The organism is Mycobacterium sp. NGS62, assembly GCF_059812285.1.
Map to the genome: position 1 here is coordinate 170,668 of NZ_JCALCK010000006.1, position 15,595 is coordinate 186,262.

General features: G+C 64.8%; 16 protein-coding genes. 4 read left to right on the forward strand and 12 right to left on the reverse strand.

Annotated elements, in window-relative coordinates:
* The first annotated feature begins 14 nt into the window (after nt 1-14).
* On the forward strand, nt 15-1,448 hold the full coding sequence (locus tag AC5Y49_RS17365) for a sensor histidine kinase (RefSeq protein ID WP_499889191.1): 1,434 nt from the start codon (nt 15-17) through the stop codon (nt 1,446-1,448).
* A gap of 3 nt (nt 1,449-1,451) precedes the next feature.
* Here the strand turns inward: AC5Y49_RS17365 and AC5Y49_RS17370 are convergent, their stop codons facing one another.
* The 12 genes from AC5Y49_RS17370 to AC5Y49_RS17425 all read right to left on the reverse strand — a co-directional run bounded on the left by AC5Y49_RS17370 (nt 1,452) and on the right by AC5Y49_RS17425 (nt 12,280).
* Nucleotides 1,452-1,856 carry an HIT family protein gene (locus AC5Y49_RS17370; protein WP_499889193.1) on the reverse strand — a complete coding sequence of 135 codons (405 nt, stop codon included), beginning with the start codon at nt 1,854-1,856 and terminating at the stop codon, nt 1,452-1,454.
* A 3-nt stretch (nt 1,857-1,859) separates the two neighbouring features.
* Nucleotides 1,860-2,747, reverse strand: a complete 888-nt coding sequence (locus tag AC5Y49_RS17375; RefSeq protein ID WP_499889196.1) for an SDR family NAD(P)-dependent oxidoreductase — start codon at nt 2,745-2,747, stop codon at nt 1,860-1,862.
* Complete coding sequence (locus tag AC5Y49_RS17380; RefSeq protein WP_499889197.1) at nt 2,744-3,169, reverse strand: ketosteroid isomerase family protein; 426 nt, start codon at nt 3,167-3,169, stop codon at nt 2,744-2,746. The genes AC5Y49_RS17375 and AC5Y49_RS17380 overlap by 4 nt, the downstream gene beginning before the upstream one ends.
* A 14-nt stretch (nt 3,170-3,183) precedes the next feature.
* Nucleotides 3,184-5,181, reverse strand: coding sequence for an FAD-dependent oxidoreductase (locus AC5Y49_RS17385; RefSeq protein ID WP_499889199.1), 1,998 nt, complete (start codon nt 5,179-5,181; stop codon nt 3,184-3,186).
* Entirely contained in the window at nt 5,178-6,257 is a 1,080-nt protein-coding gene (locus tag AC5Y49_RS17390; protein WP_499889201.1) for an NAD(P)H-dependent amine dehydrogenase family protein, read from the reverse strand. Before AC5Y49_RS17390 ends, AC5Y49_RS17385 begins: the two co-directional genes overlap by 4 nt.
* A gap of 4 nt (nt 6,258-6,261) precedes the next feature.
* The gene (locus AC5Y49_RS17395; protein ID WP_499889204.1) at nt 6,262-7,389 is read right to left on the reverse strand and encodes an NDMA-dependent alcohol dehydrogenase; all 1,128 of its coding nucleotides are present in this window, start codon (nt 7,387-7,389) and stop codon (nt 6,262-6,264) included.
* A gap of 57 nt (nt 7,390-7,446) precedes the next feature.
* Nucleotides 7,447-7,992: a nuclear transport factor 2 family protein gene (locus AC5Y49_RS17400; RefSeq protein ID WP_499889206.1), complete on the reverse strand. Its 546-nt coding sequence runs from the start codon at nt 7,990-7,992 to the stop codon at nt 7,447-7,449.
* Between the two features lie 2 nt (nt 7,993-7,994).
* The gene (gene fdx / locus AC5Y49_RS17405; protein WP_499889207.1) at nt 7,995-8,201 is read right to left on the reverse strand and encodes a ferredoxin Fdx; all 207 of its coding nucleotides are present in this window, start codon (nt 8,199-8,201) and stop codon (nt 7,995-7,997) included.
* A 2-nt stretch (nt 8,202-8,203) separates the two neighbouring features.
* Nucleotides 8,204-9,568 (reverse strand): lanosterol 14-alpha demethylase, encoded by a 1,365-nt coding sequence (gene cyp51 / locus AC5Y49_RS17410; protein WP_499889209.1) that lies wholly within the window; start codon nt 9,566-9,568, stop codon nt 8,204-8,206.
* On the reverse strand, nt 9,565-10,383 hold the full coding sequence (locus tag AC5Y49_RS17415) for an SDR family oxidoreductase (protein ID WP_499889211.1): 819 nt from the start codon (nt 10,381-10,383) through the stop codon (nt 9,565-9,567). The genes cyp51 and AC5Y49_RS17415 overlap by 4 nt, the downstream gene beginning before the upstream one ends.
* Nucleotides 10,384-11,586, reverse strand: coding sequence for a cytochrome P450 (locus AC5Y49_RS17420; protein ID WP_499889213.1), 1,203 nt, complete (start codon nt 11,584-11,586; stop codon nt 10,384-10,386).
* A gap of 76 nt (nt 11,587-11,662) precedes the next feature.
* Complete coding sequence (locus AC5Y49_RS17425) at nt 11,663-12,280, reverse strand: TetR family transcriptional regulator (RefSeq protein ID WP_499889215.1); 618 nt, start codon at nt 12,278-12,280, stop codon at nt 11,663-11,665.
* Between the two features lie 186 nt (nt 12,281-12,466).
* Between AC5Y49_RS17425 and AC5Y49_RS17430 the strand changes: the two genes are divergently transcribed.
* Genes AC5Y49_RS17430 through AC5Y49_RS17440 form a run of 3 tightly spaced genes read left to right on the forward strand, consistent with a single transcriptional unit; the run spans nt 12,467 to nt 15,589 of the window.
* Complete coding sequence (locus AC5Y49_RS17430; RefSeq protein WP_499889217.1) at nt 12,467-13,936, forward strand: aldehyde dehydrogenase; 1,470 nt, start codon at nt 12,467-12,469, stop codon at nt 13,934-13,936.
* Between the two features lie 55 nt (nt 13,937-13,991).
* Nucleotides 13,992-14,741 (forward strand): SDR family oxidoreductase, encoded by a 750-nt coding sequence (locus AC5Y49_RS17435; RefSeq protein ID WP_499889218.1) that lies wholly within the window; start codon nt 13,992-13,994, stop codon nt 14,739-14,741.
* The gene (locus AC5Y49_RS17440; protein ID WP_499889220.1) at nt 14,738-15,589 is read left to right on the forward strand and encodes an NAD(P)-dependent oxidoreductase; all 852 of its coding nucleotides are present in this window, start codon (nt 14,738-14,740) and stop codon (nt 15,587-15,589) included. The genes AC5Y49_RS17435 and AC5Y49_RS17440 overlap by 4 nt, the downstream gene beginning before the upstream one ends.
* Nucleotides 15,590-15,595: the final 6 nt, after the last annotated feature.

Sequence of the window (15,595 nt, forward strand, 5' to 3'; positions counted from 1 at the left end):
CGAAGAATACGGGAATGGCCAAACTTCATCGAGGAGCACTGCCGCTCCGGGTGAGCCTCGTCGCGGCCACCCTGGTGCTGGTAGCGGGCGGGTTGGCGACCTCGGGTATCGCGGTCACGTCGATCCTGCGGCACAGCCTGATCAATCGGGTCGACCAGAACCTGATCGACGCATCCCGAGGTTGGGCACAGGCTCCGCGCCACACGTCATCACGCGCCAACGAACGGCCGAACGCCGATCGGCCGCCCACAAACTTCTACGTGCGCAGCATTGGCAAGGACGGCCGCACCTGGACGGTAGTCAACGATCGCAACGCGGAACCCGCGCTGCCCAACAACAACGATGTCGGCCCCGAACCCACCACCATCGGCTCCGTCGACAAATCCGGTGTGCAGTGGCGCGCGGTGTCGGTACGGGGACCGCTCGGTCGGCTGATCACCGTCGCCTATGACCTCTCCGACGTCCAGCACACCGTGCGGTCACTGGTCTGGTTGCAGGTTGGCATCGGCGCGGCGGTGCTATTGGTGCTCGGCATCGCCGGATATGCGGTCGTGCACCGAAGTCTGCGGCCACTGACCGAGGTCGAGCAGACCGCGGCCGCGATCGCCGCCGGCCAGCTGGATCGCCGCGTCCCCGAGCGCAGTTCGCGAACCGAGGTGGGCCGATTGTCCCTGGCGCTCAACGGGATGCTCGCACAGATTCAGCGTGCGGTGGCGTCGTCCGAGTCCTCGGCGGCGAAGGCGCGCAGTTCAGAAGATCGGATGCGACGCTTCATCACCGACGCAAGCCACGAACTGCGCACGCCGCTGACCACGATCCGCGGCTTCGCGGAGTTGTATCGCCAGGGCGCGGCGCGCGACCTGGAGATGCTGATGTCGCGGATCGAGAGCGAAGCGAGTCGATTGGGCCTGTTGGTCGAGGATTTGCTGCTGCTTGCCCGGCTGGATGCCCAACGCCCCCTCGAGCGTCGCCGGGTGGACCTGCTGGCGCTGGCCAGCGACGCAGTGCACGATGCGCAGGCCATTGCCCCCAAGCGCAACCTCACCATGGCTGTGCTCGACGGTCCCGGCACCCCCGAGGTGCTCGGCGACGAAGCCCGGCTGCGCCAGGTCCTGAGCAACTTGGTGACCAATGCGTTGCAGCACACCCCGGAAAGCGCCGACATCACGGTGCGGGTCGGCACCGACGGCGACAACGCGGTGCTCGAGGTCGCCGACGAAGGGCCGGGGATGAGTCAGCAGGATGCGCTGCGCATCTTCGAGCGGTTCTATCGGACCGACTCGTCGCGGGCGCGAACCAGCGGCGGCACCGGGCTGGGCCTGTCGATCGTCGACTCGTTGGTCCACGCCCACGGCGGGTCGGTGACGGTGACTACTGCTCCCGAGGAGGGCTGTCGTTTCCGTGTCAGCTTGCCGCGCATCGCCGACGTGCCGGCACAGGTCAGTTGAGCATCACGTCAGTTCGGCGAGTGCGGCCTTGATTTTGGCCTGCGCCTCGTCCAGGGACTGCGGCGACGGGTTGCGATCGACGTTGGCGAAGCCGAAATCGCTGAGCCTGCGGGTCGGGAAGACATGCACGTGGAGGTGCGGAACTTCTAATCCGGCGATGATGACGCCGGACCGCTCGGTGTTGAAGGCTCGGCACACCGCCTTGCCGATCAGCTGCGCCACCGCCATGATGCGGGCGAACACAGCGCCGTCGACGTCTTGCCAGTTGTCGATCTCTGCGCGCGGCACCACCAGCGTGTGCCCCTGCGTCATCGGCTCGATGGTCAAGAACGCGACGATCTCGTCGTCCTCATACACGAACCGTCCCGGAATTTCGCCGTTGATGATTTTGGTGAACACAGTGGCCATGCATCAAAGCTTAACGTCGGCGCAACCACCGATCAGCCCGGCCAACTCCGTCACCGACCATGGCGGCGAGTCGTGGTGGTCGCGGTAAGCGATGAAGGCCGGCGACGGCCGCGGAATCCGACCGATGAAACCACCTGCGGCGACGAAGATTTCACCGGTCACCTGCGCAGCCAGGTCGCTGGCCAGATAGACATACGTCGACGCGACGTAGTCCGGTGATGCCACGTCCAGCGACCCGCGCATGCTGACCTCGTCCAGCAGGCCCCGCCGGTGCAGTTCCCTGATGTGGGCTTCGTAGTCGTGCCCGGTGGATAACCGCGTCTTCGCGCCGGGGCACACCACATTGGCGCGGACCCGGTGTTCGTTGAGCTCGGCGGCGATCGCCAGGGTCAGGCTGTTCACCGCGCCTTTGCCGGCGGGATATCCAGTGCCGCCGTAATCACCGAGGAAAGCCATCGAGCTGGTGTTGACGATGCTGCCGCCACCCGCAGCGGCCATCTTCGGGGCGGCCGCACGGCAGGTGGCGAACACCGTGCCCACGTGTGCATCAAGCAGCTCACGAAATTGCGCTGCGCTGATGTCGAGGATCGATGAACCCGGTGGCTCGGCGATGCCCGCGCAGTTCACCAAGATATCGATAGCGCCGAAATCGCTAATACATCTGTCCACCAACGCTTCTGCAATCGTCTGGTCGGCTGGTGAACCCGGGTGAGCCACCGCGCGGCCGCCCTCGGCGGTGATCGACTCGGCAGTGGCCTGAGCGGTGGCGGCATCTCGGCCGTTGACCACCACAGCCGCGCCGTGCTGGGCCAGCAAGCCGGCTACCGCCCTCCCGATACCCCGGGACCCGCCGACCACGACGGCAGCGCGGCCGGCTAGCAGCCGGCTCACTCCGGGGTGCCGAATGTCATCGCGTCGAGGTTCCAGTAGCCGCGCATGTTGGTGATCAGCCCGGCGTCGTTGACTCGGTAGGTGAACACACCGCGCACCGAACTGGTGATCCCATTGTCGAACTTGCTGTCCAGCACCAGGATATGCGCGATCTCGTTGGGTGAACTGGAAGGGAACGTCTCCTCGCAAGTGATCGTCAGCTGGTTAGCGGCGATGTTGGTGTCGTAGAATCCGGCGACCCCGTCCTTGCCCCGCACGCCGCTGCCGTCTGGGTTGGTGATCGCCTTGCCGATCGGGTCCTCGATGACGACGTCGTCGGCCATCAACGCCAACCAGCCCTCCCGATCATGGGCTTGCACGCAGCGCCACGACGACTGTGACGCAGCCAGCGCCGGCAATTGTTGCACTGTTTCTTCTGACATCTTCACTCCAATCATTAAATGGCACAGGCGGCACGGGCGCCGTCCTCGGTTGCCTTGCGGATCAGTCCCAGCCCGGTGCAGTCGCCGGCGGCATGTACCTCAGTGTCGGGCATGGCAGACACCACGGCGTCGAACACGGCGGTGTCGGACTCGGGTGTTCCTGCCACGACGACGGTGTCGGCAGCCAACTGACGGGTTGTGCCGCCCGCGGGGGTGAAGACCACCGCGTCGTCAGCGATGCGTTCGACGGACGCTCGGACGTGCACGGTGACTCCGAGGTGGTCGAGACGATCCATGTGTTCGGTTTTGCGCTTGCTGCCCACCTCCGGCGCGATGGACTTGCCGGATTCGAGAATCGACACGAAACGTCCTCTTTTCGCCAGGAATTCGGCGAGTTCGAGGGCGACCAAGTCACCTCCGATGATTGCGACGCGCCGTCCCATCGGCATCCATGCGCGGGTCGCGAATCGGACCGCCTTCGGCGACACCAGCCGCGGTGTCCATTTGGCCAGCAACTGGCGCAACGCCGGCCCGGTCTGCACGTGTGGAAGGTGATCGCCCGGGATCGCCGGGACGACGATGCGGCCACCGGTGGCCACCACCACGGCGTCCGGCTTCAGCTCGACGACGTCGGTTATCGACGCAGCCTGGCCCAGCACGACTTTGGTGTCGCTGATCCTGATCTCGTCGCGCAGGTATCGCAGAAACGGCTCGTTCTCCGGATGCAGGATCGCGGCCCAGCGCAGTGCACCACCCAGTTGCGCGGCGCGCTCGAACAACGTGACGCGATGTCCCCGCTCGGATGCGACACGCGCGGCTTCCAAACCGGCCGGACCGCCGCCGATCACCACCACCCGCTTGGCGTGCCCCGCCAATTTGACCGCCAAGTCGCGCTCCTTGCCGGTACGAGGATTGACCGCGCAGTCGACCGAAAACCGCTGTTCCATGGCGTCGATGCAGTTTTCACACGAGATACATGTGCGAATGCGGCGAGCCTGGCCCGTCCGGAGCTTTCGTGGCAGCTCAGCGTCGGCGAGCAGTGGCCGTCCCATTGCAATGAAATCGGCGCGGCCGTCGGACAGGATTTTCTCGGCGCGCACCGGGTCGTGGATGCGGCCGACCGCGATCACCGGTACGTCGACCACCTCTTTGACCGCGGCGGCCGCGCCCACGTTGAGCGCGTCGCCGTCGTCGGCGCCATTGACCATCTGGGTGACGAGCCGGTCGATCACCCCGCCGCTGACATGGAAGGCGTCCACTCCAGCGGTTACCAATTCCGGTGCCACCTGCGCCGTTTCGTGGATCGGCCGGCCGCCGGCCACCCGCTCGTATCCAGAGATCCGCAACGTGATCGGCAATGCGTCGCCGACCTCGGAGCGGATTGCCGCCAGTGTTTCGAGTACGATCCGGATTCGGCCGCGAACCGAGTCACCGCGATAGTCGTCGGTGCGTCGATTACGCTGCGGCGCAAGGAATGAGCCCAGCAGCATGTAGCCATGCGCAGCGTGCAATTCAATCCCGTCGTAGCCGGCTTCGGCGGCGCGACGCACCGCAGCCTTGAACAAGTCGAGTACTTCGGTGAGCTGTCGTGTGCTGATCTCCTCCGAGGGCCGTCCGGTCAGATACGACGGGATCACCGACGGGCCCAGGGATGTCACCCGGTGCATTTCCGGTCCCAAGCCGTCGGGCCCGGCGTGCACGATCTGCGGCTGGATCTTGGCGCCGTGCTCATGCACCGCTTCCACCAGCCTGCGGTGCGCATCGATGGCGGCGTCGGTGCCCAAATGCAAGCCGCCCGGTGTCTCCGGGTGTCGAGGGTCAATCCCGGTGGCGCCCACGGTGATCAAGCCAACTTCACCTTGCGCGCGCGCGGCAAAGTAGTCACAAGTGCGCGGCGACGGCAGCCCGTCAGGTGTGCCGTACATCGTCTCCATCGGAGACATCACCAGCCGGTTGCGCAGGGTCATGGCACCGATGCGCCCCGGCTGCAGCAGATGGTGAAAGGTGTTCACCTGCTGAAGCTGCCCGCGAACGCGCGCAACGGTAAATCAGCACTGGTGACGATGCCCGGTGGGGCGTCGACAACCGCCCGGATTGCGTTGAGTGCCGGCAGCCCGGTGACCGTCATGCCGATCGCCGCGAACGCTTCAGACGACGAAAAGTCGGTTCCCGGCTTGGGCAGAATCAGATGCTTGCTGTAGATACACGGATCACCCTGGATCTTGGTGATGTAGCAGCCCTGAATGTCCCAGTGCGGGTTGGTGTGCGGTGTCATTTGCCATTCCAGATGTAACTCCACCCGGGGTACTCCGTCGAGGAGGCCGACGTACTGGAATGCCGCGCCGCCGACCGACCCGGCCGGCAACTGATACCAGCCGAGATCCACATCCTTGGTGCAGGCGCCCAGCTCGTAGTTGAACCTGACCTCGTCGAGCGTGATATCGAGACAGTCGGCCATCAGCCGCACCCCGTCCTCGAACACCCGGGTGCCCAGCTCCAGCAGCCGCGGAATCTCCGGATCGTCGACCGGCCGGCCGAAACCGCAATTCGCCCACGTCGGAGCCGAATGGTGACACGACACGTCCACCGATTCGATGCACGTGACATTCTCGATGTCGGCTACGTCGGCGCTGTGCACGATCGTAAGGATTTGGGCCAGACCAGGGTTCATCCCGGTGCCGTAGAACGTGGAGTTCCCGCGCAGGCATGCCGCCTGCAGCACCTCGGACTCGCTGCGCCCGTCCGGTAAGCGGTGGTTGGTGTCGCGGTGATAGCCCGTGACCCAGTCGGCCGTGGTGACGATGTTGATCCCGGCCGCCAGCACCTGCTCGTAGAGCGACAAATCCGGCCATACGCCGTGAAAGGTGACGCAATCCGGCCGCGCGGCGATGATGTCGTCGAGCGCCGTGGTGGCGGTCACCCCGATCGGCTCGATACCGGCGATCTCGCCGGCGTCGCGGCCCACTTTGTCCGGCGAATAGCAGTGCAATCCGACAAGTTCCAGATCAGGGCGGCGGGCGATCCGTTTAACCATCTCAGTCCCGACGTTCCCGGACGCCACCTGGAACACCCGCAGCGGGCCGGTCATGTCGCTACCGATCGTCGTCGGTGTAGCGGATGACCCCGCGAATGTTCTTGCCGTCCAGCATGTCCTGGTAGCCGTCGTTGATCTGCTCGAGCTTGTACTGCCGGGTGATCATGTCGTCGAGGTTGAGCTTGCCCACTTTGTACATCGACAGCAGCTGCGGGATGTCGTATTGCGGGTTGCCGCCACCGAAGATGGTGCCCTGCAGGTTCTTTTGCATCAGCGACAACATCGCCAGGTTCAGCGTCACCTGGGTGTCCAGCAGGCTGCCGATCGCGGTCAGCACACAGGTGCCGCCTTTGGCGGTGATGTTCAGGTAGTTGTCGACGTCGGCGCCATGCAGTTCGCCGACGGTGATGATCACCTTCTTGGCCATCAAGCCGGCGGTGACCTCCATAATGCCCAGCAGCGCGGCTTCGATGTCCGGATAGACGTGAGTGGCACCGAATTTCAGCGCCTGGTCGCGCTTCCACTCCACCGGGTCGACCGCGAAGATGTAGCGGGCACCGGCGTTGACCGCACCCTGCAGCGCTGCCATACCGACGCCGCCGATACCGACGATCGCGACGTCGTCGCCGGGGCGGATGTCGGCGGTCCGGGTTGCCGAACCGTAGCCGGTCGTCACACCGCAGCCCACCAGACAGGCCACTTCGAACGGGATCGACGGGTCGATCTTCACCACCGAACTTCTGTGCACCACCATGTACGGCGAGAACGTCCCCAGCAGTGTCATCGGGTAGACGTCTTGGCCGCGGGCCTGGACGCGGAAGCTGCCGTCGGTCACCGATGCGCCGTTCAGCAGCCCGGCACCCAGATCACAGAGGTTGCGCATGCCGGCCTGACAGGTTGGGCACTTGCCGCAGGACGGGATGAAGGACAGCACCACGTGGTCGCCGACCGCGAAGTCTTCGACGCCCTCGCCCACCTCGACCACAATGCCCGCGCCTTCGTGGCCGCCGAGCACCGGGAACCCGGCCATCGGGATGCCGCCGGTCACCAGGTGGTGATCGGAGTGGCACATCCCCGATGCTTCCATCTGGATTTTGACTTCGTCCTTGCGCGGGTCGCCGATCTCGATTTCCTCGACCGACCACGGCTGGTTGAACTCCCAGAGCAGCGCGCCCTTTGTTTTCACCGCGAACCTGCTTTCAGCTTGTTTGTCAGGACTCGAGCGACAGCGTAGTGACGTGGCTCACCACAGCGGTACCGGGGTCTTTCCAAGCGGGTAGTAGCCCGGCAGCTTCTCACCGGCCAGGCTGCGCTCGATCCGCTTCTGCATGCCCGCCGACAGCTTTCCGGCCTTCATCAGGTCCATGTACAGCGTTTGGACATGGCCGAAGTCGAAGAAGTCGCGCTGCCACTCGATGAGTTTGTCGGCGCCCAGCCGAAACCAGCTGCCGCCGATGCCGTAAATCTCCTGTTGACCGCCGTCGCCGTCGACCACTACTTGTTTCCAGAAACCGACGATCTCACCCTGCTGGTCGTCGATGATCACCTTTTGATACGGGTACTGCCAGTTCTCCAGACCCTCCATCTCCAGGCCGAGCGCGATGTCGCGGATCTCGTCGATCCCGACGCACATCACGTCCTCTTTCGGGCCGATATTCCAGCCGTAGGTCGCCTCGGCGGCGTAGAAGTCCGCCAGCGGCTTCCAGTCGCCTGACTTCTCGCAGTCCTTATTGGCCTGAAGCCAGGCCTGCACCCACTGTTCGAGTTCAGCACGGGAAAATCCGGCCACCGTTATTCTCCTGTCTCCTGGATCGATAGGGCTTGGGTCGGGCAGGCCCACACGGCTTGCTCGATTTGTCGGCGGGCCGCTTCGGGCGGCTCGTCGTCAAGGATCTCGACTTGTCCGCGTTTGGGCACCCGGAAGTAGTCGGGAGCCTCCAGTTCGCACATCGCGTGTCCCTGGCACAAGTCGAGGTCGGCCTTCACGTGGTAGCCCATCATCAGTCCCCGGCGCGACGGCGGTAGCGCACTTTGCCAGGTTGGGCCAGCTGCACCACCATTTTGGAATGGTCGTTGCGATAGCTATCCGACGGCTGGGCCATCTCGAACTCATACTCGCGCAACAACACCGAGAAGATCGCCTTAATTTGCATCGTGGCAAACGCCGCTCCCACGCACCGATGTCGTCCTGCGCCGAACGGAATCCAGGTCCAGCGGTTGATCAGATCTTCCTGGCGTGGCTCGTCATAACGTTCGGGCACGAAGGCGTCCGGGTCGGGAAAGTCCTCGGGGATCCGGTTGGAGATTGCCGGTGAGGCGGCAACGAAATCACCTCGGTGAATCGGGTGGCCTTCCACCTCGAATTCGCCCTGAGCCACTCGCATCAGGATGATCAGCGGCGGATGCAGCCGCAACGTCTCCTTCAGCACGTTCTCCAGCCGCGGAATCTGGCGCAGCGCATGAAAACTCACCGATTGGCCATCAGCGTAAAGCTCGTTGAGTTCCTTGATCACCCCGGCGTAGACATGCGGGTGGCGCATCAACTCGATCAGTGTCCACGACGCGGTGCCCGAGCTGGTGTGATGACCGGCGAACATCAGCGAGATGAACATCCCGGTGACCTCGTCGGCGGAAAACCGTGGGTTGCCGTCGTCGTCCTTGATCGACACCAGCACGTCCAGCATGTCCCGATCTGCCTTGTCGGCAGGCGGATTGGCCATTCGGCCGTTCATGATCTCCTGAACCAGCGCCACCAACCCGATGCGAGCCTCGTCGCGGCGCCGGAAGCTGTCGATCGGCAGGTACGGATCGACGTAACACAACGGGTCGGTGCCGCGTTCGAGTTCGTGGTACAGGTGGGCGAATCGGGAGTCGAGTTGCTCGCGGAACTTCGGCCCGATCAGGCACGCCGTCGAGGTGTAAATGGTCAGCTCGGCGAAGAAGTCCAGCAGGTCGATCTCTCCGCTGTCACCCCAGTTCTCGATCATCCGACGCACTTCGCGCTCGATGGTGACGGCGTGGCTTTTCATGTGTTCACCGCGCAGCGCGGAGTTGTGCAGCATCTCTTTTCGCCGCTCGGGGCTGGCGTCGAACACCACGCCTTTGCCGAAGATCGGTGTCATGAACGGATACGCTTCGGCCTGGTCGAGGTCGTCGTCGCTGGAGCGGAAGAAGAATTCGTTGGCCTCCGCGCCGGAGAGCAACACCACCTGCTTGCCGGCCAACTGGAACCAGCCGACGTCGCCGCACTCGTCGCGCACGCGCTGCATCAGGCCGATCGGATCGGTGCGGAACTCCTCGAGGTGGCCGTGCTCCTCCTGGCCGCCCGATACACGTGGAACTTCTTTGAGCTCTGGGCTTGTCACGGTTCCTCCGGGTACTTCAGTTGCTGGCGTTCGGCGGGCGCGCTGGACAGCGGCGCCTCGGGTTGAATCTCCATCGATGTGACGAACCCACCGCGCGGTGTTTCGGCAACGAACGCGATTGCGCGGGCCAGGTCCGCCGGACGCAGGAAGTAGTCGTGGCGGGCTTGCCCCCATTTGGCCCAGTCCTCGAGCATCGGCCCGATCGATTCGGGCGGCAGGCTCCAGCCCATGCCGGTCTTCGTCGGGCCCGGATGCACGATCGAGGCGCGCACCCCGGTGCCCTCCAGTTCCATCTGCAGGTTGGTCACCATGGCCAGCAACGCTGCCTTGGCCGCTCCATAGGCGCCCATGTGCGGACGCTGGCGCAGCGCGACGTCGGACCCGACGAAAATCAGATCGCCGCGCTGGCGTTCCAACATTCCGGGCAGGACCGCGGTAGCCAACCGATTGGCGCCGATGAGGTGGATCTGCACCTGCGATTCGAAGACGTCGGTGCTGATCTCATCCAGCCGGCCGAAGAAGGTGTCACCGGCACCGGTGACCAGCAACTCGATGTCGCCGAGCTGTTCGGTCGCCTGGTGGACGAAGCCCTTGACCGACTCGGGGTCGGTGACATCGAGGTGCAGCGCGACGGCTTCTCCGCCTTGTGCCTGGATCTCGTCGACCAGCTCCTGGCATTTCTCGACACGGCGGGCGCCCAGGGCTACCGGGAAGCCGCGACCGGCGAGCTCGAGGGCCGTGGCGGCGCCGATGCCCGACGACGCTCCGGCGACGATGGCGGGCCGACGCGCCGGATGTGGTTGAAAACGAGGCATTTACGCGGTCTCCACGGTGATCGGCAGACTGGCGAATCCGCGTACGTTGCTGGAGTGGACGCGCACGGCGTTCGCATCGTCCACTTGATAGCCGCGGATCCGGTTCAACAGTTCGGTAAGCGCCACTCGCGCCTCCATTCGGGCCAGATGTGCGCCCAGGCAGAAGTGCGCGCCACTGCCGAAACTGACCAGCTTGGAGCCGATCTCGCGGCCGATGCGGTACTCGTCGGGCTGGTCGAAGACCCGGTCGTCGCGGTTGGCCGAACCCGGCAGCAGCAGCAGCACATCGCCCTCGGTCAGCGTGGTGTCGTACAGCGTGAACTCATGCGCCACACTGCGGGCCAGGATTTGACTCGAGGTGTCATAGCGCAGTGTTTCTTCAACCCACAGCGGGATTTTCGAATGGTCGGAGTAGACGCTCGCCAGCTGGTCAGGATTCTTGAAACCCCAATACGCGGCGTTGGCCAGCAATTTGGTCGTTGTCTCGTTGCCGGCGACCACCATCAAGAACAGGAAAGCCATGATCTCCTGGTCGCTGAGGCGGTCCCCGTCGATCTCGGCTTCCAGTAGCGCCGAGGTCAAGTCCTGCGATGGCTTCTTGCGGCGCTGGGCGACCATGTCGGCGTAGTAGACCATCAGGTCGGCCGATGCTTGGATCGCCGATGCCGGGACATCGGCCAGACCGTCGTCGCGGTGCATCACGCCGTCGGCCAGCTCACGAATGCGGGCACGGTCCGGTTCGGGCACGCCCATCAGTTCGGAGATGACATCCATCGGCAGCTTGCCGGCGAATTCGGAGACGAAGTCGAAGCTTTCGGACTGCAGTGCGGTGTCGAGGTGCATGCGCGCCAGCTCGATCACCCGCGGTTCGAGTTCACGGATCCGGCGTGGCGTGAACCCCTTGGACACCAGCGTGCGCAGCCGTAGATGGCCGGGATCGTCCATCGCCAGAAACGACATCACCTTGTGTGCGTCCGGAGTGCGCGAAACCGGATCCAGCGACACGCCATAGGCATTCGACAGCGCGGTGCTGTTGCGAAAACCCTGCAGCACATCGCCGTGGCGCGACAACGCCCAGAACTTCAGCACGTCGTTGCGATAGAGCGGGGCTTCGTCCCGGAGCCGTCGATAGTACGGGTACGGATCTTCGTGGAAGTCGTAGTCGTAGGGATCGAGCACCAACTCGGGCGTCTCCACAGTCATGAGCGCCGCTCCTCTCCCCCGCAAGCGGGCGGTACCCCCGCATCGCTTTTCTGCTCTGCATCGTCGACGGCGCGAGTCATGAGCGGTCTCCCGGGTTCAGGATCAGACCCACCACGTAGGCCAGCCGATCGGCGATCTGGTGGTAGGTGAAGGCGCCGCTGCCGGCGTTGACCAGCGCGCCGAAGAACGTCATCTCGAGCGCGGAAACCGTGCGGGGATCGGCATCCGGGCCGATCGCCGAGGTGATGCGGCGATGGATCTCCGCGCCGATGCGGTCGCGCACGGTGCGGACCGCAGCGTCGGCGCCCCCGCCGAGCAGCGCCGTCGTGCATGCCGCGGCGACTTCGGGCTCGTCGGCGACGACCAACGCCAGATGCCGCAGCGCCTTGTCCACCCGCACCGGCATCGGATCGTTGACATCGGTGAAGTAGGGCACTTGGCGCACTAGGTCCAAGTAGACCTCTGCGATCAGATGGTTCTTCGACGAGAAGTACGTGTACGCGGTCGCCGGGGCCACTTTGGCCCGCGCGGCCACCGCGCGGACGGTCAAATCGGCGTAGGACTTCTCTCGCAGGACTTCGACCCCGGCGGCCAAGACCTTACGGAACGTCTCTTCCTGCCGACGGTTGCGCGGCGTCTCCCCAGTCTGGCGGTCACGATCGGGCGTGATCGCTACCACGGCATCGCTGGACACTTGTCCAAGTTATCCGATCGACGCGGCATCAGGCAAGCCCGTGCCGTAAAAGAGCTGCATGACGTGCTGTGGAGCCGGGGCACGTTCGCCGCGTCCAGCCGGCCCTTGCACCGCGCGCGGCTGGACCGCTATGGTTCGACTGGTTCATTCCGGACAACTGTCCACCGTAGAAGGCGGTACCAAACGATGGCATTACTGGCCGACGGCGTCAGCGCTCTGCTCATCGACGGCAAGTTGGCGCCTGGCAGCGCCGGCACCTTCCCAACCATCAACCCAGCCACCGAGGAAATGCTGGGAACGGCGGCCGACGCCAATGCCGATGACATGGGCCGAGCCGTCGAGGCGGCGCGGCGCGCCTTCGACGAGACCGATTGGTCACGCAATACCGAGTTGCGCGTGCGATGCGTGCGCCAATTGCGCGACGCGATGCGCGAACACGTCGAGCAACTGCGTGACATCACGATGGCCGAGGTCGGGGCACCGCGCATGCTCACCGCCAGCGCCCAACTCGAAGGACCGGTCGACGACCTCGCATTCAGTGCGGACACCGCCGAGTCCTACGCGTGGCACCAGGATCTCGGCGAGGCGTCTCCAATGGGCATTCCCACCCGCCGCACGATCGCGCGGGAAGCGGTCGGCGTGGTCGGCGCCATCACTCCGTGGAACTTCCCGCACCAGATCAACCTCGCCAAGCTTGGGCCGGCGCTGGCCGCCGGCAACACCGTCGTGTTGAAGCCTGCCCCCGACACCCCATGGTGCGCAGCGGTATTGGGAGAGCTGATCATCGAGCACACCGACTTTCCGCCCGGTGTGGTCAACATCGTCACCTCCAGCGACCACAACGTCGGTGCCCTGTTGGCGAAAGACCCACGGGTGGACATGATTACGTTCACCGGTTCGACCGCCACCGGCCGGAGCGTGATGGCCGACGCTGCCGCCACCATCAAGAAGGTCTTCCTGGAACTGGGCGGCAAATCGGCGTTTGTCGTGCTCGACGACGCCGACATGGCCGGCGCCGCTTCGGTGTCGGCGTTCTCGGCCTGCATGCATGCCGGACAGGGCTGCGCGATCACCACCCGACTGGTGGTGCCGCGAGCCCGTTACGACGAGGCGGTCGCCATCGCGGCGGGCACCATGTCGTCGATCAAGCCCGGCGATCCGACCGATCCAGGGACGGTCTGCGGTCCGTTGATTTCGGCGCGCCAGCGCGATCGGGTGCAAAGCTACCTGGATCTGGCTGTGGCAGAAGGCGGTTCGTTCGCGTGCGGTGGCGGCCGACCGGCAGACAGGGCAGCCGGCTTTTTTATCGAGCCGACGTTGATCACCGGGCTGAGCAACGATGCACGGGTGGCGCGCGAGGAGATTTTCGGGCCGGTGCTCACCGTCATCGCCCACGACGGCGATGACGACGCGGTGCGGATCGCCAATGACTCGCCATACGGCCTGTCGGGCACCGTGGTCAGCGCCGACCCGGACCGCGCCGCTGCGGTGGCATCGCGCCTGCGGGTCGGCACGGTCACGGTCAACGGCGGCGTCTGGTACTCGGCCGACGCCCCGTTCGGCGGTTACAAGCAGTCCGGTAACGGCCGCGAGATGGGCCTGGCGGGCTTCGAGGAGTATCTCGAGACCAAACTCGTCGCGAGTGGCCAGTTATGACACGGTATTTCGCGAAAAGTGTGCGATAAGTGGCCACTCGGCCGAAGGGAAGACTATGAGATTCGAGAACAAAGTGGCCATCGTCACCGGCTCCGGCGGCGGCATTGGTCAGGCGTATGCCGAGGCGCTGGCGCGTGAAGGCGCAGCGGTTGTCGTGGCCGACATCAATGCCGAGGCTGCCGAGGGCGTGGCCAAGCAGATCACCGCCGACGGCGGCACAGCCATCAGCATTCCCGTCGACGTGTCCGACCCCGCTTCGGCCAAGGCGATGGCTGACCGCACGCTGTCCGAGCTCGGCGGTATCGACTACCTGGTAAACAACGCCGCGATATTCGGGGGCATGAAGCTGGATTTCCTGCTCACCATTGATCCCGAGTACTACAAGAAGTTCATGAGCGTCAACCTCGACGGCGCTCTGTGGTGCACCCGCGCGGTGTACAAGAAGATGGCCAAGCGCGGTGGCGGCGCAATCATCAACCAATCGTCTACCGCCGCCTGGCTGTACTCGAACTTCTACGGCCTGGCCAAGGTGGGTATCAATGGCTTGACCCAACAACTTTCGCGGGAACTGGGCGGCCAGAACATCCGGATCAACGCAATTGCGCCGGGGCCCATCGACACCGAGGCCAACCGGACCACGACTCCCAAAGAGATCGTCGACGATATCGTCAAGGGACTCCCGCTGTCCCGGATGGGGACTCCCGATGATCTGGTCGGCATGTGCCTGTTCCTGTTATCCGACCAGGCCTCCTGGATCACCGGCCAGATCTTTAATGTCGACGGCGGACAGATTTTCCGATCATGACCGAACACGTGCGGCTCGGATACATCGGACTGGGCAACATGGGGGCGCCGATGGCCAAGCGGCTGGTCGACTGGCCCGGCGGGCTCACGGTCTTTGACGTGCGGACCGATGCAATGACGCCGCTGGCCGAGGCCGGCGCCACCTTGGCCGACAGCGTGGCCAATATCGCGGCCGCCGATCTCATCAGCGTCACCGTGCTCAACGACGAGCAGGTCCGCGAGGTCGTCGCCGAGCTGGCGGCCAACGCAAAGCCGGGTACCGTCATCGCGATCCACTCGACGATCAGTGACACAACGGCTGTCGAACTGGCCGAAGAGCTGAAGTCGCAGAACATTCACATCGTCGACGCCCCGGTCAGCGGTGGCGCTGGTGCCGCCGAAAAGGGCGAACTGGCCACCATGGTGGGCGCCGAACGCGAGGTGTACGAGCGGATCAAGCCGGCGTTCAAGCAATGGGCAGCAATGGTCATCCACGCCGGGAAGCCGGGTGCGGGCACCCGAATGAAGCTGGCCCGCAACATGTTGACATTCACTTCCTACGCCGCGGCATGTGAAGCGATGAAACTCGCCGAGGCGGCCGGGCTGGATCTGCAGGCGCTCGGCCGGGTGGTGCGCCACACTGATGCGCTCACCAGCGGGGCCGGCGCGATCATGGTCCGGGACGACATGAAACCGATTGAGGCAGAAAACTTCCTGTACCAGCCGTTCCTGCATGCCCGCGACCTCGGCGAGAAAGATCTGAGCCTGGCACTGGGTTTGGGCGAGGCGGTGTCGGTGGATCTGCCGTTGGCCAAGGTGGCCCTTCAGCGGCTGGCCACCGACCTCGGCGTGCCGCACACGTCGGACTGATTGGAG